The sequence below is a fragment of the Sphingorhabdus sp. genome (genome assembly GCF_050921905.1).
Classification (GTDB): Bacteria; Pseudomonadota; Alphaproteobacteria; order Sphingomonadales; family Sphingomonadaceae; genus Sphingorhabdus_B.
The window spans coordinates 707,695-729,055 of record NZ_CP050888.1 but is presented as its reverse complement, the minus strand read 5'-3'; the positions used below and the strand labels follow the sequence as shown (position 1 = coordinate 729,055).

The 21,361-nt window shown below is 54.4% G+C and carries 19 protein-coding genes, 1 tRNA gene and 2 pseudogenes; 14 read left to right on the top strand and 8 right to left on the bottom strand.

Translation table 11 applies throughout. The features are described 5' to 3' along the window. Positions 1-88: 88 nt before the first annotated feature. From HEQ18_RS03565 to HEQ18_RS03535, 7 genes and pseudogenes are all read left to right on the top strand, one after another. The gene (locus HEQ18_RS03565; protein WP_432815541.1) at positions 89-1,393 is read left to right on the top strand and encodes an amidohydrolase family protein; all 1,305 of its coding nucleotides are present in this window, start codon (positions 89-91) and stop codon (positions 1,391-1,393) included. A 111-nt stretch (positions 1,394-1,504) separates the two neighbouring features. Then, entirely contained in the window at positions 1,505-1,849 is a 345-nt protein-coding gene (locus tag HEQ18_RS03560) for a hypothetical protein (protein WP_397605401.1), read from the top strand. A gap of 277 nt (positions 1,850-2,126) precedes the next feature. Then, entirely contained in the window at positions 2,127-2,984 is an 858-nt protein-coding gene (locus HEQ18_RS03555) for an FAS1-like dehydratase domain-containing protein (RefSeq protein ID WP_432815540.1), read from the top strand. Between the two features lie 192 nt (positions 2,985-3,176). Then, positions 3,177-3,314 (top strand): annotated as a pseudogene (locus tag HEQ18_RS03550) (acyl-CoA dehydrogenase family protein); the annotation flags it as partial. Positions 3,315-3,492: 178 nt separating this feature from the next. Beyond that, complete coding sequence (locus HEQ18_RS03545) at positions 3,493-3,960, top strand: acyl-CoA dehydrogenase family protein (protein ID WP_432815539.1); 468 nt, start codon at positions 3,493-3,495, stop codon at positions 3,958-3,960. Next, positions 3,957-4,499 carry an acyl-CoA dehydrogenase family protein gene (locus tag HEQ18_RS03540; RefSeq protein ID WP_432815538.1) on the top strand — a complete coding sequence of 181 codons (543 nt, stop codon included), beginning with the start codon at positions 3,957-3,959 and terminating at the stop codon, positions 4,497-4,499. Before HEQ18_RS03545 ends, HEQ18_RS03540 begins: the two co-directional genes overlap by 4 nt. Before the next feature lie 43 nt (positions 4,500-4,542). After that, positions 4,543-5,335 (top strand): annotated as a pseudogene (locus tag HEQ18_RS03535) (enoyl-CoA hydratase-related protein). A gap of 515 nt (positions 5,336-5,850) precedes the next feature. Here HEQ18_RS03535 and HEQ18_RS03530 read toward each other — a convergent pair. Then, positions 5,851-6,201 carry a hypothetical protein gene (locus tag HEQ18_RS03530; protein ID WP_432815537.1) on the bottom strand — a complete coding sequence of 117 codons (351 nt, stop codon included), beginning with the start codon at positions 6,199-6,201 and terminating at the stop codon, positions 5,851-5,853. Between the two features lie 21 nt (positions 6,202-6,222). Continuing rightward, positions 6,223-6,312: transfer RNA gene (locus HEQ18_RS03525), tRNA-Ser, on the bottom strand. Between the two features lie 192 nt (positions 6,313-6,504). Between HEQ18_RS03525 and HEQ18_RS03520 the strand changes: the two genes are divergently transcribed. From HEQ18_RS03520 to mazG, 7 genes are all read left to right on the top strand, one after another. Then, the gene (locus tag HEQ18_RS03520; protein ID WP_432815951.1) at positions 6,505-7,545 is read left to right on the top strand and encodes a lytic murein transglycosylase; all 1,041 of its coding nucleotides are present in this window, start codon (positions 6,505-6,507) and stop codon (positions 7,543-7,545) included. A 141-nt stretch (positions 7,546-7,686) separates the two neighbouring features. Then, the gene (gene tmk, locus HEQ18_RS03515) at positions 7,687-8,334 is read left to right on the top strand and encodes a dTMP kinase (protein ID WP_432815536.1); all 648 of its coding nucleotides are present in this window, start codon (positions 7,687-7,689) and stop codon (positions 8,332-8,334) included. Then, the gene (locus HEQ18_RS03510; RefSeq protein ID WP_397605395.1) at positions 8,331-9,296 is read left to right on the top strand and encodes a DNA polymerase III subunit delta'; all 966 of its coding nucleotides are present in this window, start codon (positions 8,331-8,333) and stop codon (positions 9,294-9,296) included. The genes tmk and HEQ18_RS03510 overlap by 4 nt, the downstream gene beginning before the upstream one ends. A gap of 34 nt (positions 9,297-9,330) precedes the next feature. Next, positions 9,331-10,899, top strand: coding sequence for a methionine--tRNA ligase (gene metG, locus HEQ18_RS03505; RefSeq protein WP_432815535.1), 1,569 nt, complete (start codon positions 9,331-9,333; stop codon positions 10,897-10,899). After that, positions 10,899-11,675, top strand: a complete 777-nt coding sequence (locus tag HEQ18_RS03500) for a TatD family hydrolase (RefSeq protein ID WP_432815534.1) — start codon at positions 10,899-10,901, stop codon at positions 11,673-11,675. Before metG ends, HEQ18_RS03500 begins: the two co-directional genes overlap by 1 nt. After that, the gene (locus HEQ18_RS03495; RefSeq protein ID WP_432815533.1) at positions 11,672-12,268 is read left to right on the top strand and encodes a retropepsin-like aspartic protease family protein; all 597 of its coding nucleotides are present in this window, start codon (positions 11,672-11,674) and stop codon (positions 12,266-12,268) included. Before HEQ18_RS03500 ends, HEQ18_RS03495 begins: the two co-directional genes overlap by 4 nt. 92 nt (positions 12,269-12,360) lie before the next feature. After that, a complete protein-coding gene (gene mazG / locus HEQ18_RS03490; RefSeq protein WP_432815532.1) occupies positions 12,361-13,125 on the top strand; it encodes a nucleoside triphosphate pyrophosphohydrolase in 765 nt (254 codons plus the stop codon). Positions 13,126-13,134: 9 nt separating this feature from the next. Here the strand turns inward: mazG and hflX are convergent, their stop codons facing one another. From hflX to HEQ18_RS03460, 6 genes are all read right to left on the bottom strand, one after another. Beyond that, positions 13,135-14,472 carry a GTPase HflX gene (gene hflX / locus HEQ18_RS03485; protein ID WP_432815531.1) on the bottom strand — a complete coding sequence of 446 codons (1,338 nt, stop codon included), beginning with the start codon at positions 14,470-14,472 and terminating at the stop codon, positions 13,135-13,137. Further along, positions 14,469-14,966, bottom strand: a complete 498-nt coding sequence (hfq, locus tag HEQ18_RS03480; RefSeq protein ID WP_432815530.1) for an RNA chaperone Hfq — start codon at positions 14,964-14,966, stop codon at positions 14,469-14,471. Before hfq ends, hflX begins: the two co-directional genes overlap by 4 nt. Positions 14,967-15,081: 115 nt before the next feature. Then, complete coding sequence (locus HEQ18_RS03475; RefSeq protein WP_432815529.1) at positions 15,082-16,482, bottom strand: sigma-54-dependent transcriptional regulator; 1,401 nt, start codon at positions 16,480-16,482, stop codon at positions 15,082-15,084. 1 nt (position 16,483) lies between these two features. Then, on the bottom strand, positions 16,484-18,745 hold the full coding sequence (locus HEQ18_RS03470; protein ID WP_432815528.1) for a sensor histidine kinase: 2,262 nt from the start codon (positions 18,743-18,745) through the stop codon (positions 16,484-16,486). An 82-nt stretch (positions 18,746-18,827) separates the two neighbouring features. After that, positions 18,828-20,270, bottom strand: coding sequence for a sigma 54-interacting transcriptional regulator (locus HEQ18_RS03465; protein WP_432815527.1), 1,443 nt, complete (start codon positions 20,268-20,270; stop codon positions 18,828-18,830). Continuing rightward, positions 20,267-21,358: a two-component system sensor histidine kinase NtrB gene (locus tag HEQ18_RS03460; protein ID WP_432815526.1), complete on the bottom strand. Its 1,092-nt coding sequence runs from the start codon at positions 21,356-21,358 to the stop codon at positions 20,267-20,269. Before HEQ18_RS03460 ends, HEQ18_RS03465 begins: the two co-directional genes overlap by 4 nt. Positions 21,359-21,361 lie beyond the last annotated feature (3 nt).

Here is a 21,361-nt window from a genome sequence, read left to right as displayed (position 1 = left end):
TGATATAAGGACGACGACGTTTTCGCTGTCCTACACGTCCATTTTTTGCCATCCTTTCCGGCAACTGGAATATGTAGGAAAAACGGGTATGTTATTTAGTGTGAACTTGCTGAAGAATCTGCGGGTCTTGGCGGTTTCAGGCGTCGCGATTTTGTCCTCGACTGCACAAGCGCAGACAACGGTCATTACTGCCGACAAGATGGTCGATGTTTTGAACGGTAAAACGGTTGATTTTCCTGCTGTTTTTGTCGGCGCAGATGGCCGCATCACCAATATCGCCGATGCCCGCACGGTAAAATGGGGCAGCGACGTTACGCATATCGACATGTCCGGCAAAACCATATTGCCCGGCCTCATTGACATGCATGTCCATCTCGATAGCCCCGCTGATATTGGTGGCTATCGCGGCCTTGAATTTACCGACAGCTTCTGGGGTATGTCGGCCGTCGGCGCAGCGCAAGCCATGCTCAAGGCTGGCTTTACCACCGTGCGCAATGTTGGGGCGGAAAACCGCAATGACATTGGCCTGAAACAAGCCATTGAAAACGGCTATGCGATTGGTCCGCGGATCGTACCAGCAGGCTATTCCATCGGCGCAACGGGCGGTCATTGCGACTCGACATTCCTCCCGCCAAGCCTTGAGGGCGCTTCCAAGGAAGAGGGCATCGCCGATAGCGAGGACGAACTGCGCTACGAAGTCCGCCGCCAGCGTAAATATGGCGCTGAAGTCATCAAGGTCTGCGCCACGGGCGGGGTGTTCTCGCGCAATACCGAACCAGGTCAGCAGCAACTTTCCGAACGTGAATTACGCGTAATCGCCGATGAGGCGCATCAATGGGGCCTGCGCGTTGCGGCACATGCGCATGGTGGAGACGGCATTAAGGCCGCGATCAAGGCGGGCATCGATACGATTGAACATGCAAGCCTTGTCGACGATGAAGGCATAAAGCTTGCCGCCGCGCGCGTGCGTCCTGTGTGGTTCTCGATGGATATCTTCAACACCGACTATACCCAAGCCGAAGGCGCGAAAAACGGCGTGTTGGAGGACAATCTGCGCAAGGACCGCGAAGTTGGGCAGATTCAGCGCGACAATTTCCGTAAAGCACACAAAGCTGGCGTAAAGATGGTCTTTGGCTCCGACGCGGGCGTGATGCCGCACGGTCTTGTCGGCGGACAGTTCAAGGTCATGGTCGAATATGGCATGACCCCGATTGAGGCCATTCAGGCAGCAACCCGCAACGCCGCGCAAGCGCTTGGCCGAGAAAAGGATGTCGGTGCGATTGCCATTGGCCGCTTTGCCGATATCATCGCTGTCGATGGCGATCCTTTGGCCGATGTGCGGGAACTGGAGTCGGTCGATGCGGTTGTAAAGGGCGGCAAAATCGTCCGGTGAACGCGCGTAACCAATCTGCTATAGCGCATTGATTGCGCAGTAACGGTTGTGTAAACTATGTCATCAGCGGTCTCAGAACCGTATGGGAATGAACATCAGGGAATTTGAAACATGATCACACTCATCGCAACCGCACTGCTCAGCATGGCCGCCATGAAGGGCGACGCCGTGGACAACGCGCGCAAGGCATTCAACAACTGCATGATTGAAGTCCACAATGTTGCAGTTTCAGAGAAAGTAACCCCAACCGCGTTCATCAAAACATCCGATGAGGCATGCCCGACAGAACGCGCAGCCTATAAGGCGATACTGGTGAAGGCCGAGCGGTCTTATGGTTCAAGCCTAGCCGACGCGGAGAAGTTTGCTGCCGAAGAGATCCAGATACTGGTCGATTCGGTGGTGACGAGCTTTAATGAAAATGTTGAGGGTGGATCGAAGTTAACGCCGGAGAAATAAGGGCTGCAACACACAATGTTGGTGACTCGTTAAGTCGCCATAAATGGACTTAACGCGAACAAAATTCAAGTAATCACGTTAGCGCACTGAATTAATTGTATTTTTCCATTTTATCGCTTATCCGGCAACCTCAGCTCGACACACATTGCCCCGGAATTTGATCAAGCGGGCGGGTTTGAACGCCCAATTTGCCTAGCCTTGCCAAGAGGCGCAACATTGATCGGTAAAGAGCGTATACGCAAGTGATAGCCAAGGGACTGACGGGGGGTCGCAACTAATGCCTATATGGGACAGGTGGATTGGACGTGAAGAAGTGCGGGCAGATCGCATCGACGTTGGCCTGCTGGCGCGCTGGCTTGCCACCTTTGATCGCACGGCAAGCGGCGATGGCACGGTGCCGCAGGGGTTACATTGGTGCCTATGCGTGCCGGACGCAGCGACGGCACAACTGGGTCCAGACGGACACCCCGCACGTGATGACAGCCTGAAAAGCTTTCTTCCACCCGTAATGTTGCCGCGCCGCATGTGGGCATCCAGCAAAGTAGATTTTTTCGCACCCTTGCAATTGGGTGAAGCCGTTACCCGCACGTCGCGCATCCAATCCATCACCGAAAAATCGGGTAGTTCGGGCCAGTTGTTTTTTGTCGATGTCACCCATGAAACTTTTGGTGAAGCCGGTATTGCGGTTCGTGAGATCCAAAGCATTGTGTATCGCGAAGCCGCCGCTCCCGACGCTGCTTTATCACCGCCTAAAAATGGCGTGGGCAGATTCGATGCAGAGGGTTGGAGCAAACACCGCATGCTCATTCCAAGCGAACCGCTTTTATTTCGCTTCTCCGCGCTGACCTTCAACAGCCACCGCATCCATTATGATTTGCCTTATGCGCAAGGGGAAGAGCGCTATCGCGGCCTTGTCGTTCATGGTCCGTTGACGGCGACATTATTACTGGATTTGGCGCGACGGGAATATGGCGATAATGCATTGGCACATTTTTCCTTCCGGGGCCTTTCGCCAGCAATGTGTGGCGAAGCTTTGCATCTTGTGATGCGCGGGAAGGGCGATGATATCGAAATGGCCGCTTTTGCCGCTGACGGACGGCAAGTGACCGCTGCAAAGGCTCAAAGGAAACAATAGAATGCCAGAAAGCCTGGATATTATCGAAATACGCCGAGCGGTGCAGGCATTATGTGCGGAGTTTCCCGGCGAATACTGGCGCGCGAAAGACAGCGACAGGGCGTATCCCCGCGAGTTTGTAGACGCGCTTACCAAGGCATGGTTTCTCGCCGCAATGTACATTATGAACACCCTGCTGAAATATGGCCGCGCGGCTTTGGCTTTGCCGAAGAATATGATGTCGAACGCAAATTCCGCGAAGCCCGGCTTTATACCGTCGCTCCGATCAGCACCAACCTGATTCTCAGCTATCTTGCCGGGCACGTCCTCGGTCTTCCGCGCAGCTACTGATTGTAAGGACATCCCCATGAATTTCGAACTCGCGCAAGAGCATCAGATGCTCAAAGACCTTGTCCGCAAATTTGTGGACTCCCAACTCATGCCGCTGGAAAGCGGCGTGTTGGCACGCGAGACAGCAGGGTAAAGGCAGCTTATCTGACCGCAGCAAGAGCAGGCGCGGGTCGACCTTGTGTCGAAGGATATGGGGCTGTGGGGACTCGATGCGCCGGAGGAAGTGGGCGGCATGAACCTGCCGATGGTCGCCATGGTTGGCGTTGGCGAAGAACTTGGACGGACCGTTACCCCTTACACAATTCCGCCAGATTCGCCCAATTTGCGCATGATGATGGCTGCGGCGGATGAAAAGCAGCGCGAACATTATCTGGCACCTTATGTGCGCGGCGAGACGATCTCTGCCATTGGTATATCGGAACCGGGCGCTGGAGCCGACCCGCAATTGATGAAGACTACCGCCGTTCAGGATGGCGACGACTGGATTATCAACGGTCGCAAAATCTGGATCACAAAGGCGGACGAGGCCGATTTTACCATCTTGATGGCCGTGACGGACAAAAATGCCGAAGGCCGGAATGGCATGTCGGCATTTCTGGTCGACCGCGAAACGCCGGCTTCAACGTTCTGCGTAAAATTCCGATGATTGACGGCACCGCGACTTATGAAATTGCGCTCGACGATTGCCGCGTTCCAGGCTGGAAATTGCTGGGCAAACGCGGACAGGGGTTTTTACCTATGCAAGTCCGGTTGGGCACAAGACGGATTGAAATGGCGTCTTGGTCGATTGGCATGGCGCAGCGCGCGCTTGATATGATGATCGAATATGCGCCGCAACGCGTGACCTTTGGCAAAGCTTTATCATCCCGCCAAACGGTACAGAATTGGGTTTCTGACGCCGCCACGCGGATTCATGCCATGCGGTTGATGACCTATGATTGCGCGTGGAAAATGGACGAAGGGCGTGACACCAGACAAGAAATTTCGATGATCAAATCCTATTGCACCGAAACGGCCTATGACATTGTCGACCATGCAATGCAGATGTTTGGCGCGATGGGCATGACGCGCGAAATGCCGCTGTATCTGCTTTCCAACAAATTGCGGACGATGCGCATTTATGATGGGCCAAGCGAAATTCACAATTGGGTGGTCGCACGCGACTTGCTCGGAACGCGCGACTGAATTAGGCGATGGCAGGACAAGCGCCGGAGGAGGGCGCATAATTATGACGTATAAAACGATCACTTTGGATGTTGCGGACAGGATCGCAACCATCACCCTCAACCGTCCCGAACGCATGAACGCGTGTTCGCTCGAAATGGCGGGGGAAATAAATGATGCCGTTTCCAATGGTCTTGGCGATGCACGGTGTCTTGTCCTTACCGGCAGCAGGACGCTGGCTTTTGTTCCGGCGCAGACCTGTCCGCGCGCGCAGGACCGAGCAGATTATCGGGAGGGGAGGGCAGCTACATCGCACTGACCCGCCATTATAACCCGCTGATGATGAACCTTGCGCGGTCTGAATATGCCCATCGTCACCGCCATCAACGGCGCGGCGGCGGGGGTTGGCTGCTCCATCGGTCTATGCGGCGATTTTGTCATTGCAGGCAAAGTCAGGCTATTTCCTTCAGGCGTTTGTGAATATCGGCCTCGTCCCCGACGGAGGTGCATCGTGGATGCTACCCCGCTTGGTTGGCAAAGCGCGCGCAACAGAAATGATGATGCTCGGGGAGAAAATCAGCGGTGAAAAAGCGGCGGATTGGGGCATGATCTACAAATGCGTGGAAGATGTAGTGTTGCACGCAGAAGCCCGCGCTCTTGCGACCCGTCTCGCCAACGGCCCCACAGTGGCCTATGCGGTGATGCGCAAAAATATCCTGACCGCGCTGGAAAACTCATACGCCGAACAATTGCTGGCCGAAGCCGAAGGGCAGAGGATCGCAGGAAGCACCGCCGACGCAAAAGAAGGCGCGCGGGCTTTCGTGGAAAAGCGCAAAGCAGGTTTTAAGGGGCAATGAGGCGTGGTGGGATTGTGATCTGAAGGCGCTGGTGTTTGAAAGCGGCGCCTTTTCGGGTCGTGCCTGGATTTCTATCGGGGAGACGTGCTGTGCCGCGCGCGCCAGACGTTGGTTGCTAACGTTTGTCCGCAATGCCAGCAATTACTGTCAAAGCTTTTCCAAGTGCCCTTTGAGATGATAGCTGAGAACCAAGGTGGCGACAGGAAGCTTTGCCTGAACGCCCGAGACCTCTAAATCGTCAATTGCGAACACAACATATTTCGGCCTGTTCGGGATGGGATGCTGCGTTACGTGTATGCGATATACGTTTCGCCAAGGCTCTTTGCGCCACTCTGCGTCATGCGTGTCATTGTCGGGGTCGTAGGCCCGCCAAACAGCCACAGTGCCATAGTCGACCTTGACAGTCCCAAACTGCAGTCGTTGCTCTGGGACCCTACGAACGGAGTATACTACTCGGCTCTGGGCTGACGGCGATCCATCAAGAATTACCCGCTGAGTGTTATCTATTTCGCCTCTCAAAGCCTTGCCCCAACTGCGCCGATATGTTCCAGCATATGGCACCGAAATAGGCCTTCCACAAGCACGTGACGGCACACGCAATTTTGCAAAAAAGCCGGGCAAGGCACGACCGTGTGGAAAGTGACAGCCCACACCGCCAACGCACTGTAAACACTTGCACGGCCTATCCCGAGTTCCTTCGCGATCTCCGCCGGTCCCTTGCCGGACACCTTCAGGGCCATCACGGCCTCAGCGTCCACCGAAGGCTTGCGTCCATTATACACCCCAGCGGCCTTGGCCTTGGCGATGCCCTCGTCAAAGACAGTTGTCGATGACATGCCGGGCATTAAACTTGGGGTTATGGCCATTCCTGCGGCTCTTGAGGGAGCTGGCGGACAGGGTGGGATTCGAACCCACGGTGAGCTTCCACCCACGACGGTTTTCAAGACCGTTGCCTTAAACCACTCGGCCACCTGTCCGCTTACGATGCGTCCCCTAGCTAGTGCGCTTTGCGATGGCAAGCGTAGATGACGTGCCCCTTGGCCAAGCCACGCGATGAAATGATTGTTCGACAAGACCAAAACAATTCACAGCCGGTATTGTCTGTGGCACTATGTCGCATTCAGATATGAGGGATTCCAGTGCGCTTTTACCGTAAAATTGTGATGACGATGGCAATCTGCGCCGGTGCTTCGGTGCTTGGCCCGGCGTGTCTGGCGCAGGATGGGGTCGCTGGCTCTGCACCGGGCACAGAAACGCAGGAGGCCGGTTTTAGGTCTTATTTATCGCAAGTGCGGCAACGCGCTCTGCGTGAGGGGGTGACTCAAGCGACGCTCGACCGCGTGTTGCCGTCGATTACCTATAATGACCGCGTAGTCCGGCTTGACCGGCAGCAGCCCGAAGGTGCGTCCAGCGCGCCCGTGCCCAATTTTGCGCCATATAAGGCGCGCCATGTCGATGCATCGCGCATCAACCGGGGCCGCGCCAAATATACAGAGCTTCGCCCGTTGCTTCAGCGGATTGAGGATGAGACGGGCGTGCCTGAAGAAATCATGATCGCCATTTACGGGCATGAGACCAATTATGGGTCCGTCATGGGCAATTTCAACGCACCCGAAGCCTTGGCGTCATTGGCGTATGAAGGACGTCGCCGCGCGTTGTTTGAAGGCGAGTTGATCGCCGCGCTCAAAATGATCGACAAAGGCGTGCCGCAATATGCGATCACCGGAAGCTGGGCCGGGGCGCTGGGTAAGCCACAATTTTTGCCGTCGGTATATTTGCGGCTTGCCCGCGATGGTGATGGTGACGGCTATGCCGACATTTGGCGTAGCGAAGTCGATGCCATGACCTCCATCGCCAATTATTTCGTCAATGCCGGCTGGCGGCGTGGTGAGGATTGGGGGTTTGCGGTCAATGTGCCAGCGTCGTTCAATCGCGGCGTCATGCGGTCGCTTATGTCGTCGCCGCGATGCCCCCGCGTCTTTGCACGGCACAGCCAATGGCGGACAATCGCCGAATGGCGGGAATTGGGCATATCGCCGCAGCGGGGCGTCTGGCCGAATGACAATATGATGGCGACGTTGATTGAACCCGATGGCGTTGGCAATACGGCCTATCTGCTCGGCGGGAATTACCGCGTCATATTGGATTATAATTGTTCGAATTTCTATGCGCTGTCGGTCGGATTGTTGGCGGATGAACTGCGCAATTAGGTTTTGGAGTAGCGTCTGCGGACCGCTATACGCGGCCAATAAATTCGCCTATCGGATGGCGAGAGCAAATGGCCCTGCCATTCGCGTTATATGACGACGGAACAGATATTTTATGCCTGAAACTGCGGTTATCCAGCAAATATGGGTGCGCCTGTGACCGCGCGCGGCCGTTTTATATCCATTGAAGGCGGCGAGGGGGTTGGCAAATCGACCCAGATTGCGGCGCTTGCCGCGTTCATCACACAATATGGATTTGAAGTATTGTTAACCCGCGAACCGGGTGGGACAGAGGGCGCGGAAACCATCCGGCAGTTGCTCCTTGGCGGAAGCGCGGAACGGTGGATGCCTCGCGCCGAGGCATTGTTGTTCGCCGCCGCACGCAGCGACCATGTCGACCGTCTTATCGAGCCAGCCTTGGCCAGCGGGAAATGGGTTATTTCCGACCGCTTTATCGACAGCAGTCGGGCCTATCAGGGTGCGGGCTCCGGCCTGTCCGATGCTGACATCATGACGCTGCATCAGATCGGCAGCCATGGCATGTTGCCCGACCGAACCTTAGTGTTACGGCTCGATACCAAAGAGGCCGCAAGCCGCGCGGCTGCACGTGACCAGAACCAGCCCGACCGAATTCAGGGCCGGACAGAGGTTTTCCATTCGGACGTCGATATCGCCTTTGTGAGCTTTGCCGAGTGTGAACCGCGCGTGCGGCTTGTCGATGCGTCGGGTGCTGCGGACGAGGTAACCGCGCGCTTACTGACCGAAATTAGCGACCTGTTGGAGCCTGCATGAACGATTATGTCGGACATGATAAGGCGTGGCGGCAGTTCGCGACCGCTTGTGACAGTGATAAGATCCACCATGGCTGGATTTTATCGGGGCCACGAGGCATCGGCAAGTCTGCCTTTGCATTGCGGGCTGCGGCCATGCTGGTTGACCCGGAGAACGCTTATGGGAGCATGATTGCGCGTGGGTCGCATCCCGATATCCTGTCCGTGAAGCGGCTACCGAAGGAGCCGTTGAAGGAGGATGAGGACATTGATGATGCCACCGAGTTCAAGCGCAGCATTACCGTCGATCAAATCCGCGGGTTGCAACATTCGCTGACCACACGTCCCGGTTTAAGCAACAGACGCGCGATCATCATCGATGCTGCGGACGACCTGGAGCGGGGAGGGGCCAACGCCTTGCTCAAGTCGCTGGAGGAACCGCCGGTTGGCACCTTTTTCTTCCTCGTGAGCCATGCCAGTGACCGATTGCTGCCCACCATTCGGTCGCGCTGCCAGATCCTTCGGTTTGAGGCATTGAGTGACGCCGACATGACCAACGTTTTGCACCGCGCGGTACCAGAGGTCGGTGCGGACGAGCTTCAAGCCCTTATCCGCTTGGGCAATGGCACACCGGGGCAAGCGCTTGATTTTCTTGGCCTTGACCTCAAGGAAATTGAGGACGCGATGATGTTGATCTTGCGCACGGGTGACCGCGACAATGCACTGCGCAGTGGCTTGGCAGACAGGCTGGCGTTAAAGGCTGCGCAGCCGCGTTATGAGGCTTTCTTGCGCCGTGCGCCGTCCCTAATCGCGGAATACACCCGCAAGCTTGATGCCACGCAGGCGAGCAATGGTGTCGCCGCTTGGGAGGCAGCAAACGGGCTTGCCGCGCGGGCCATTGCGTTAAGTTTGGACAAACAAAGCGTTGTCTTCCAAATGGGAAGCTTGCTGGCATCAATTCAAGCGCATACAGCGCGCCCATAGCCAATAATACCCATAGCCAATAATAAGAGTTTCCATGTCCGAACCTTTCTACATCACCACCGCAATCGCTTATCCCAATGGGAAGCCGCATATCGGCCACGCCTATGAGGCAATTGCCACAGATGCGATTGCACGTTTTCAGCGGTTGAATGGCCGAGAAGTCTGTTTCGTCACCGGCACGGACGAACATGGCCTAAAAATGGACCAGACGGCACGCGGGTTGGGCAGGGCAACGCGCGATCTTGCGGATGAAATGTCATGCTATTTCAAACAAATGTGCGTAACACTTGATATTTCTTTCGACCATTTTTGCCGAACGACAGCCGATAGCCATCACACAGCGAGTCAGGCGATCTGGAAACGGCTTGAGGCCAATGGCGATCTCTATCTGGACCGCTACGAGGGGTGGTACTCTGTCCGCGACGAAGCTTATTATGACGAAGACGAGCTTACCGACGGGGAAGGGGGACAAAAGCTGTCGCCCCAAGGCACACCCGTTGAATGGACCGTTGAAGAAAGCTGGTTTTTTAGGCTCTCCAAATATGAACAACCATTGTTGGATTATTACGCCGCGAACCCGGGTTTTATGCGCCCCGACAGCCGCAAGAACGAAACCGTCAAATTTGTCGAAGGCGGGTTGAAGGACTTATCCGTTTCGCGCACCAGCTTTGACTGGGGGGTTAAGGTTCCGGGCAGCGAGAACCACGTCATGTATGTCTGGCTCGATGCGCTGACCACCTATATCTCCGCCATTGGCTTTCCAAATGACACCGAAGAATGGCGCAAATTCTGGCCAGCTAGCATCCATATCATCGGCAAGGACATTGTCCGGTTCCACACCGTATATTGGCCCGCATTCCTGATGTCGGCAGGCTTGCCCTTGCCAAAAATGGTGTTCGGTCACGGCTTTCTGTTGTCGCGTGGGGAGAAAATGTCGAAATCCTTGGGCAATGTCGTCGACCCGATGGAACTTGCAGAATTGTTTGGTGTCGACGCATTGCGCTATTTTCTATTGCGCGAAGTCAGCTTTGGGCAGGATGGCAGCTATAGCCCAGAGGCCATTGTGACGCGGGTAAACGCTGATTTGGCGAACAGTTTTGGCAATCTGGCGCAGCGGACATTGTCGCTGATTTTCAAAAACTGCGAAGGCTATCTTCCTGCGATTAACGGCCATCATAGCGATGACCAAGCCTTGCTGGAATTGGTCGGCAATGTCGTTTCGATGCAAATTCCAGGGCATTTCGAAGAACTGGCCATGTCGCAGGCTTTGGAATCTTGGATGCAGGCCGTGTTTGCATGTAACGCCTATGTCGACGTGCAGGCACCATGGGCGCTTAAGAAAACCGATCCCGAGCGGATGGAGACGGTGTTGGCGACATTATTCATCTGCATCGCGCAATTAGCGATAGCCGTGCAGCCAATCATTCCCGGGTCAGCCACTAAGCTGCTCGATCAAATGGGTGTGCCGCAGGATGTGCGTAATTATGCGCGTGCCGGGTCGCATTGGTATTCGCCGTTGGCCGAAGGCGGTTTCCAAATTGCCCAGCCAACAGGACTGTTTCCGCGGCTTGAATTGCCAGCAGAGGAGGGGGCCTCCGTCTGATGTTTGTCGATTCCCACTGCCACCTCAATTACAAGGGCTTGGTTGAACAACAGGCCGAGATACTAAAGCGGGCGCGCGAAAGCGGGGTGTCGGCGATGCTCAATATTTCGACGCGAGAGCGCGAGTGGGATGAGGTCATTGGCCTTGCCGAGCAAGAAAAGGATGTGTGGGCATCCGTCGGCATTCACCCGCATGAGGCCGACCAACATGTCGGCATGGACTGTGCTAAACTCGTTGCAAAGTCCGCACATCCCCGTGTGGTCGCTATTGGCGAGACAGGCCTCGATTATTATTACGACAAAAGCGACCGGGCGCAGCAATGCACGGGGTTTCGCGAGCATATTAAGGCGTCGCGCGAAACTGGCCTGCCGATCATCATCCACACCCGCGATGCGGAAGCCGACACGGCAGCGATACTGACCGAAGAAATGCGGGAAGGGCCATTCACCGGCGTTATTCATTGCTTTACGGCCAGAGCCGAATTTGCGCGGGTTGCGTTGGATTTGGGTCTGTATATCTCGCTGTCAGGTATCGTAACGTTTAAGAACGCCAAAGACCTTCAAGATGTAGCCAAATGGTTGCCCGCAGATCGATTGCTGGTGGAAACCGATGCCCCATTTTTGGCGCCGATACCGCATCGCGGTAGAACCGGAGAGCCAGCCTTTGTGGCCGATACCGCGCGCTTTGTGGCACAGCTACGTGACGTTGCACTAGATAGCCTTGCACAGCAAACTTCAGACAATTTCTACAACCTGTTTACGAAGGCACGTCGATGAACATCATGGAAGATGGCCCATCGATGATTTGGGGCGTTGTTTGCATATTGCTGCTTGTCAGCTCGCTTGCCGCGCGCCGCTTACCCTTGGGCTATGTTGCCAAGGCGGGGCTCGCATGGATCGCCATTTTTGCGACTTTATTTGCCATTTTCAGCTTCCGGTTTGAATTTATCGGCATTTGGGAACGTTTAAAAGCCGACATATCGGGGACCGCCGGACAAAACATCAGCGGCGAAGCGATAGAGTTGCGCCGACAGGATGATGGCCATTATTGGCTCATGGTCAACATAAACGGCGAACCCGTCCGCTTCATGGTCGACAGCGGCGCGACGTTGACAGCGATCAATGCGACCACAGCGAGAGAAGCCGGCGTTGAAGCCGATGGTTACCCAATCATCCTTGGCACCGCAAACGGCCGTATAGCCGCCAAGCGCGGCGTCGTCCGTTTATTGTCGGTTGGCCCGCACAGCATCGAGAACCATCAAGTTGTCGTGTCGGAGCGTTTTGGCGACGTCAATGTATTGGGTATGAACTTCCTCAACAGCCTGCAAAGCTGGCGCGTGGAAGCCAATATGATGGTGCTTCAACCATGAATAAGTTCATTGCAATTGACGCTTATGCACTGCTGATATCACAAATTACTTAACATAATATATATTATCGAACTTATTGATATGGTGAATTGATGAGCGCTGACATTACCCCTCTTACGGATATCATGGTGCGCCTACGTGATCGTGACACTGGCTGTCCCTGGGATATTGAGCAAAACTTTGCGACGATTGCCCCATGTACAATTGAAGAAGCCTATGAAGTTGCCGATGCGATTGAGCGTAATGATCTGGTATCGCTCAAGGACGAACTTGGCGACCTGCTGCTTCAGGTCGTGTTTCATTGCCAGATGGCTTCCGAACTTGGCGCGTTCAACTTGCAAGACGTCGTTCGAGGCATTTGTGATAAAATGGTGCGTCGCCATCCGCATGTGTTCGGGGATGCCACAGCTACAAGTCATGAGGTTCCGGATAATTGGGAAGCCATAAAGGCCGCCGAACGCAGCGGAGATGAAGACAACAGCGCGTTAGCAGGAGTTGCCCTCGCCCTTCCCGCTTTATTGCGCGCACAGAAAATTCAAAAACGCGCAGCGCGCACAGGGTTTGATTGGCCAGACCAGTCAGGTGCACGTGATAAAATAATAGAGGAATTAGAAGAAGTTAGAGAAGCAAATTCAGCCGAACATGTTGCGGAAGAGATAGGCGATTTGCTATTCGCTGTGGTCAACTTCGCGCGCTTTCATAAAGTGGACGCAGAACATGCACTGAAGCAAGCGAGCGCCAAGTTCGAACGGCGGTTTCGCGACATGGAAATGTCTGCCGGCAACGCTTTTGTGGGTTTGTCACTCGATGAAAAAGAAGAACTTTGGCAACAAGCGAAAGTAAAAGAGAAAAATTAAGACACAGGCTTAAGTTTCGGCCTGTTCGATCTGTTTTTCAAACTGTTTTTCGAACTGGCCCCACAATTGGCGGCTCAATGACACTTCGATTGAGACAATGTCACCGTCAACATACTGCCTGCTCACCACGCCGCGTCCATGCAACCAAGCTAAAGCCGCGCCATCGTCAGTGCGCAATTTGACATTGCGCACATCGTTTCCTTTGGCAATGAGCGCAGCGAGGTAGGCCTTGAATACATCAATGCCCTCACCTGTCTCGGCCGATATCATCAAGATATTTTCATCGCGCGCGGCCATGCCGGATAACTCCGCCCGCCGATCATTATCCAAAAGATCCAACTTGTTCCAAATTTCCACCATCCGGGGCTTATTTGCCGCCTGATCGTCGTCCAGAACGCCCAAATCGCGCAAAATCTGCAAAACATCGTCACGCTGCGCATCGCTCTCGGGATGAGAAATGTCACGCACATGGACGATAATGTCAGCCGATATCACTTCCTCCAACGTCGCGCGAAAGGCAGCGATCAATTGCGTTGGCAGGTCAGAGACAAAACCAACAGTGTCGGACAATATCGCCTTTTCCACCCCCGGTAGCGTAATTTGCCGCATCGTTGGGTCTAACGTCGCGAACAACATATCTTCGGCCAGGACGGCCGCACGCGTCAACCGATTGAACAAAGTCGATTTACCCGCGTTGGTATAGCCCACCAAAGCGATCACCGGCCAAGGTGCGCGTTTGCGCCGGGCGCGATGCAAAGAACGGGTCCTTTTCACCTCCTCCAATTCGCGCCGCAACCGCGCCATGCGGTCCCGTATCATACGACGGTCGGCCTCAATCTGCGTTTCACCTGGACCGCCCAGAAAGCCGAAACCACCGCGCTGCCGCTCCAAGTGAGTCCAGCTACGGACCAAGCGACCCGCTTGATAGTCAAGGTGCGCTAACTCGACCTGCAGCCGTCCTTCGGCCGTAGCCGCGCGTTCGCCAAAAATTTCAAGGATCAGCCCAGTCCGATCAATCGTCTTCAGTCCGGTGCGTTCTTCAAGATTACGTTGCTGAATGGCGGTCAGCGAAGCATCCACAATCAGAAGATCGGCCTCAAGATCACGGCCCATTTCGGCTATTTCTTCAACCTGACCACCGCCGAGCAGCGTCACCGCCCGCGGTGAACGCACCCGATAATGCTTTTTGCGAACAACATTCAAGCCAATGGCGAGTGCAAGCCCCTCAGCTTCGGCAACGCGCGCCTCCGGACCCACAGAGGCCCGTCCAGGCAGCTCTGGATAAATAACCAAAGCGCGCGCGCCACGCGCGAACTCATCAGTCTCGCTGCGTTCAAACCCGCTCAAATATCAATCTCGTCGACGCCCTGATTATATTCCGCAAGGTTAACGGCGTGCGCTGGCTGAATGGTGGATATGGCATGCTTATATACAAGCTGCGTCGTGCCATCACGTTCCAACATGACCGAAAAAAGGTCATAAGCGACAATAGCGCCCTGAAGCATCACGCCATTCACCAGAAACGTCGTAACGGATTCATTCTTATCACACATAGCGAACAGAAAAACATCCTGCAGCATGCCAGGCCGGTGCGTGGTGCGCGACATCATATCATCGAATAATGAACGGTCCGGTGAAGTCGACGGCATAATTGTCGATATAGAATGCTTATAGACAAGCTGTGACATGCCATCGCGGCGCAACAGCACCGAGAAGTTGTCAAACCACGTAACAACACCTTGAAGTTTTACGCCCTTCACCAAAAACATAGTAACAGGGGTCTTCGATTTTCTGAGGGAGTTCAGAAAGAGGTCTTGAAGTCCGTTATTTTTTTCAGTCATTGTGATTATCCGTTTATATTTATCGTTACGCCGAATGTCTCAGATTGCCCATCAAGCAACCACAAAGCTCAGCGATACGGATATTACACGAATAACACCAACTTCGCAATTGCACTCAAGACTCTGCGTCGTCGCTAAAATCCAGTGCATTTTTGCGGACAGAAATGCCCAATAGCTTTAGCTTCCGGTGCAGCGCTGAGCGCTCCATACCGACAAAAGCCGCTGTTTTTGAGATATTGCCGGAAAAACGTTTGATCTGCACCCGCAAATATTCGCGTTCAAATGCTTCGCGCGCCTCACGTAATGGCGCACCCATAAGAGACGTTACATTATGTTCTGCGCCTTCATAGCTGTTGATGATTTCTGACGGCAGCATATCGGCCTCAATTGTCGCAACGCCTTCTGCCGGGGCCAATATGATGGTGCGTTCAATGATGTTGCGCAATTGCCGGACGTTGCCCGGCCATTCACATGCCTGAAGTGCTGCCATCGCATCGCCCGAGAAATTAGGTGGCGAAATGCGATGTTCAGATGCAAAGCGCGCGGCATAATGGTTGACGAGGTCGGGAATATCTTCGCGCCGCCCTGACAAGGGTGGAATTTCGACCGGAACGACGTTTAACCTGTAAAACAAATCTTCGCGGAACCGGCCTTCGGAAATTTCGACAGCCAGATCGCGCGCAGTGGCCGACACAAAGCGGACGTCGACACGTATTTGCCGGTCACCGCCTACCCGAACGAAGCTCTGGTCAGTTAACACCCGCAGGATCTTGCCTTGTGTGGTGCGCGGCATGTCTGCAACTTCGTCTAGGAACAGTGTTCCGCCGTGCGCTTTCTCCAACATGCCTGCCTGCACGAGACGGCCATCCTGTTCGATTCCAAACAATTCTTCGTCAAATCTTTCAGGAGACAATCGCGCGGCACTCACGGACACGAAAGGCGACCCTGCCCGCGGGCTCCAGCTATGTAGCAGCCGTGCCGCAACTTCTTTGCCCACACCTGCCGGTCCAGTGATAAGCATTCGGCTTCCTGTGCCTGCGACCTTCTTCAGCGTTGCGCGTACCGCGTTGATCGATACCGACGAACCGGTCAGTTCCTCCGAATGCCCAACACGCGCCTTAAGGTCGGCATTTTCAGCACGCAGCCGTTCCGTTTCGGTTGCCTTTGAAACGAGGTGCAACAACTTGCTGGCTTCAAATGGCTTTTCGATAAAATCGACCGCACCTTGCCCGATGGCAGCAACAGCAGTGTCGATATTTCCATGGCCCGAGAACACGATAACCGGGATTTGCGGATCGCGGATTTTGATGGCGCGCAGTAACTCAATGCCGTCCATGGGAGACCCGCGCAGCCAAACGTCCAGAAGGATAAGCGACGGAAGCCGCTCATCCAGTGCAGCCAATGCTTCATCTGCGGAGGATGCGGTTCTGGTGCCGTATCCTTCGTCATCAAGGACACCGGAGACCAAGTCCCGAATGTCTTGTTCATCGTCTACAATCAATATGTCGAGTGCCATATTAGCCCATAACCTCATCTGAATTGGAAGGTGGCGGGGACGCATTTAGCTTCCCTACCCGCAACGCCACGATTTCCGGATTGAACTTCAACGTCACAACCGCGCCATCTGGCTGGTTGTCAGACAGAGAAATCTCTCCGAAATGTTCCTCGATAATCTTTTTCACGATGGCCAGGCCAAGCCCCGAACCTGTTGCCCGGTTGGTGATATAGGGCTCCATAATCCGCTGACGATCCGACGGCAGGCCAATACCATTATCTGCAATCCGAATGGTCAGGCCGCTGCCTTCCACCACCAGGTCCACAACAATCGCACCATCGACGTCGCCCATTTTCTTTTTCTCTTCAATCGATTCCACCGCATTTTTGAGAATATTCGTGATCGCCTGCCCCAGCTGACGCCGGTCGGAGATCAATGTGGGAAACGGGCCATCCTGATTATAGGTAAAGCTGATATCGGGATGCGCCACCTCAAACATGAACACGGCATGGCCCACAATGTCATGAACATTTTCGGCGCGGAACATCGGCTTCGGCATGCGTGCAAAGGACGAGAATTCATCGACGATGTTACGCAAGTCACCGACTTGGCGCACGATTGTGCTCGTCAACTGCTGGAATATTGCTTCGTCTTGGACAATATTTTTGCCAAACCGCCGTTGCAGGCGCTCTGCGGCCAACTGTATCGGGGTCAGCGGATTTTTGATTTCATGGGCAATACGGCGCGCAACGTCCGACCATGCCGCGCTGCGTTGGTCTGCCAATTGCTGGCTAATATCTTCAAAGGTCACCACACTGCCCTGCTCACGCGGGGATACGGTTACGGCAACCGTGAGTGGTTCAGGTCCATCCCCCAATTGCACCACGCCGCGCGGGCTTTCGCTGGCTAATGCAGCCAGTGTAGGCGCGACGCTTGCAAACTTTTGACCCACGATCGTTTTGAATGTATTTTTCAGCAGCTTTTCCGCTGTAGAGTTGGCGAGTTGTACCACGCCATCGCCATCAACAGAAACCACACCGGCGGACACAGATTCAAGAACGGCCTCGATAAATAGACGTCGTTCACCGAGTTGATGATTGGTCGCTAACAACACGCTGGTCTGTTGCTGCAGCCGTTCGGTCATGCGGTTGAAGGATTGCGCAAGAAAGGCAACTTCATCGTTGCGGTATTGGTCAATTGTGACGCGCGCGGATAAATCACCCTCTGCAATCAATTGCGCAGCATTCACGAGATTATTCACCGGGCGTACAAGGCGGTCGGCAACCCGCAAGGCGACCCACAAAGTGATCCCGATAATCATCAACGACACAAAATACAGCGCGAGATTGAACTGGATTTGCAATGCCCGCGAACGCGCGACCATTTTGTCATAGTCTTCAAGGACTGACTGTGCGCGTGAACCCAAAGCAAACGAAGGAACTGTTTCCGCGCGTCTCACGTAAAGATATGTTCGCGGCTTGTCATAAAGGACCACAACAGCATCGATGTTATTGGGACTCACCGTTACGACAAAATTTTCGCCGGATTCCAATTTTCTTAGTGCTTCGTCGCTGATCCAGTCCCCGCGTGCTTTTTCAGCAAGCACGGCCTCCGTGTTTTGTTGTCCACTTGGTCCAATCGTTACAATCGCGGACTCACTCAACTTGCGGTTCAAGACCTGTTGAGGGTAGGCAATCTCTAGAAATTCAGAACTATCGATTTTTACCTGCGACAAAATGTAGCGGATGTCTCCCGCCATTGTGACAGTTTCGGCCCCAACATCGCGAACCTTTTCGTCATAATAGCCCTTGGCGAGTTCCCCCGCATTTTCGAGCATTCCACGCGCGGAGCCAGAAAACCAGAACTGCACGCCGCTCTGGAAAAGCAATGAGGCAAAGATGACCAACAGCAACGTTGGAACCGCGGTAATTGCCGAAAATATCGCCACCAGACGGACGTGCAGCAATTGCTTGCTGCCAATGTTGCTATTCTCCGCCCGCTTGAGCGCCACACGCCGCCCGAAGAGCACGAGAAGCAAGGTCGCTGGCAACAGGTTGCTCACGAGCATAGTTGCCGATGCGGCGGGTACAAGAGGCTCCGACTGCGACCCTTCATCGATTAGCAATATGGCGGTAACAACGCCGGCAACGACGAGCATCAGCGCACTGGCGATTTCCAGAAATTTGATCGATTGGCTGTTGCCCATAAGATCGGCAACCGTTTCGAAAAGACGACGGACAGCGGAGGGTACAGCGCGTTCTTCCTCAAGGTCCATTGTTGCCATAAAGACACTGTGGCATTCCTTGCGATGCCTGAAAAGCACAAAATAGTGGTTTTCTGGCAACGTATCGCGTTAATTCGTCCGTCTAACGCCCGTCTGAAGGGCCAATGCCCCCGCCTGAAGGGCCAATGCCATAGTCAGTCAATTTTTTGCGCAAGGTATTGCGGTTTATACCCAGCAAAGCTGCCGCCTTTAACTGATTGCCTTTCACTTGCTTCATCACATGCTGAAGCAACGGGATTTCGAATTGCGCCAGTGCGCGTGGATATAGTTTTTCGCGCATTGATCCGCGCTGACGCTGATCCCTTAAAAACTGCGTCACCGCTGCTTCAAAACTTACCCCTTGGATGGGCGGTTCCGCGTCATGCGCCGGTTCAACAAATTGCATGATCGTCGCGTCCGTGATGGTATCTTCGCGACATAACAAAGCGAGACGGTAGACCAAGTTTTTCAGTTCGCGAATATTGCCGCGCCACGGCATCGCCATCAAATGGCCAATGGCATTGTCATCGATTTTTCGCATCGGCAGACCATCTTTCGCCGCCAACATCAAGAAATGTTGCGCGAGCAGGCCAATATCTTCGGTTCGGTCGCGCAATGGCGGCATTTCGATCGGGACGACATTCAGGCGATAGAATAAATCTTCACGAAAGCCGCCTTTTTCGATCAATATTGGCAAATTCTGGTTGGTCGCTGCGACGATTCGCACATCTAAACGGATGCTGGCTTTGCCGCCGATACGGCTAATGACGCCGCTTTGTAATGCGCGCAATAATCGTGTCTGCGCGTGCATGGGCATGTCGCCAATTTCGTCGAGGAATAATGTGCCGCCCTGGGCCTGTTCAAACCGACCGATGGATTGGCCAACGGCTCCCGTAAACGCGCCTTTTTCGTGGCCGAACAATTCAGCCTCAATCAGTTCGCTTGGGATCGCCGCCATGTTGACCGCGACAAAGGGGCCGGTTTTGCGGTGCCCCAGATTATGGATCGCTTCGGCTACCAGCTCCTTGCCCGTGCCGCTTTCGCCCGAGATTAGCACCGACAAGTCATTCCGCAAAAGCCGTGCGACCATGCGGTAAACATCCTGCATCGCTGCGCTTCGTCCAATCATCGGAAGATTGGCCTCGGTGAGCGACTCGAAAGGATCTTGGGCCGTTGACTGCCGCTTTTCGATGCCTTGCTTCACCGCCAGAACGAGATCATTCAGATCAAAGGGTTTTGGAAAATACTCAAACGCATCAATCTCGCTAGCGCGCACTGCGGTCTCCAGCGTGTTCTGCGCGGACATGATGATGACCGGCATGTCCGGCGTTTTTTCCATCGCCTCTTTCAACGTGGTCAGGCCATCGCTGTCCTTCAACATGACATCGGTCAGCATCAAATCAAAATGTCCACTGGCCAAAGCCGTGTCACGCGCCGCCACGGAATCACATAATGATGTTTCGATATTTTCCGCTTGAAGCGCGGCGCTCACCACAAGGCCGATGGATGCGTCATCCTCAACAATGAGTACCCGTGGCGGTTTCATGCGTTCGTTTTCCCTGATGCAACCGGCAGCAACAGCCGGAACGTCGTTTGCCCCTGCGCAGCATCGCGTTCGAACAGCACGCGGCTGTTCATTTGCTGCACGAGTTTGCGCACAATGGCGAGGCCAAGCCCCTGCCCATCGCGTTTCGTGGTCACAAAGGGCGAAAACAGTTCGTCTAGTATATGTTCGGGCACGCCGGGGCCATTGTCCGAAATAGCGATCTCAACGGGCAATTTAATCGACCGTCGATCAACGTCAGCATCCCTCAGAGCGCCGCTCATGACATAGCGGGTCGAAATGCCTATCACGCCGTCAAGGCGCCCTTGCAGCGCGTCTGTCGCGTTCTGCAGCAGATTGATGAGTATTTGAACCATCCCGTCGGCATCAATCAGAACATCTGGCAACGACGGGTCATAATTAATGGAAATTTCGGGCATACCGCGGTTCGCTGCACGTAGCGAGCGAATGGCACGCTCAATCAGCAAGTGGATGTTGGCAGGCGCAAATTCCGCCGGTTCAGAACGCCCAAGCTTTTGCATTTGGTCGAGCAACCGGGCGATGCGGTCGACTTCGTTCACGATCAATTCCGTCAGGGCGCGGTTTTTTTCATCGACGATCCGGGCCAGCAACTGCGCTGCGCCTTTGATACCCGCCAATGGGTTTTTTATCTCATGCCCCAATATGGCAGGCGCGCCCATCGCTTGCTGCTGCCCAATGTCGCGCTGATCGCCGATATGCTCTCTCCCGCCATTACGGGGCGATATGATGGCGATTCTCCATTCCGGCTCCTTGGACACCGAAGACAGGTTTATATCGACTGTAATGACACCGTGGGGCGTTTTAAGCTCCATATCTTGGGCAGATATGTCGCTGTCCGGTGATAATAATGCCGCATTCATCCGCTCGCTTTCAAAAATGAGCGTTTCATCAATGCGTTGCCCCTCCAAACGCCGCCTACTCCGCCCAAAAAACGCCTCGCTGGCGTCATTGGCATAATTTATGATGTGATCTGGGGAAATCAAAAGCACCGGAACTGCGATACTCGCCAGCATCTGGCCATAATCGGGACGATGCATGGCTTGCGACATAAA

Bases quoted from the DNA above. Each gene is read 5' to 3' on its own strand.
- HEQ18_RS03475 (WP_432815529.1), bottom strand. From the start codon at position 16,482: ATGGCACTCGACATATTGATTGTAGACGATGAACAAGACATTCGGGAC.
- hfq (WP_432815530.1), bottom strand. From the start codon at position 14,966: ATGACTGAAAAAAATAACGGACTTCAAGACCTCTTTCTGAACTCCCTC.
- HEQ18_RS03495 (WP_432815533.1), top strand. From the start codon at position 11,672: ATGAACATCATGGAAGATGGCCCATCGATGATTTGGGGCGTTGTTTGC.
- HEQ18_RS03500 (WP_432815534.1), top strand. From the start codon at position 10,899: ATGTTTGTCGATTCCCACTGCCACCTCAATTACAAGGGCTTGGTTGAA.
- HEQ18_RS03560 (WP_397605401.1), top strand. From the start codon at position 1,505: ATGATCACACTCATCGCAACCGCACTGCTCAGCATGGCCGCCATGAAG.
- tmk (WP_432815536.1), top strand. From the start codon at position 7,687: ATGGGTGCGCCTGTGACCGCGCGCGGCCGTTTTATATCCATTGAAGGC.
- metG (WP_432815535.1), top strand. From the start codon at position 9,331: ATGTCCGAACCTTTCTACATCACCACCGCAATCGCTTATCCCAATGGG.
- HEQ18_RS03465 (WP_432815527.1), bottom strand. From the start codon at position 20,270: ATGAAACCGCCACGGGTACTCATTGTTGAGGATGACGCATCCATCGGC.
- HEQ18_RS03530 (WP_432815537.1), bottom strand. From the start codon at position 6,201: ATGGCCATAACCCCAAGTTTAATGCCCGGCATGTCATCGACAACTGTC.
- HEQ18_RS03565 (WP_432815541.1), top strand. From the start codon at position 89: ATGTTATTTAGTGTGAACTTGCTGAAGAATCTGCGGGTCTTGGCGGTT.
- HEQ18_RS03510 (WP_397605395.1), top strand. From the start codon at position 8,331: ATGAACGATTATGTCGGACATGATAAGGCGTGGCGGCAGTTCGCGACC.
- mazG (WP_432815532.1), top strand. From the start codon at position 12,361: ATGAGCGCTGACATTACCCCTCTTACGGATATCATGGTGCGCCTACGT.
- HEQ18_RS03470 (WP_432815528.1), bottom strand. From the start codon at position 18,745: ATGGCAACAATGGACCTTGAGGAAGAACGCGCTGTACCCTCCGCTGTC.
- HEQ18_RS03520 (WP_432815951.1), top strand. From the start codon at position 6,505: ATGGCAATCTGCGCCGGTGCTTCGGTGCTTGGCCCGGCGTGTCTGGCG.
- HEQ18_RS03555 (WP_432815540.1), top strand. From the start codon at position 2,127: ATGCCTATATGGGACAGGTGGATTGGACGTGAAGAAGTGCGGGCAGAT.
- HEQ18_RS03540 (WP_432815538.1), top strand. From the start codon at position 3,957: ATGATTGACGGCACCGCGACTTATGAAATTGCGCTCGACGATTGCCGC.
- HEQ18_RS03460 (WP_432815526.1), bottom strand. From the start codon at position 21,358: ATGTCGCAAGCCATGCATCGTCCCGATTATGGCCAGATGCTGGCGAGT.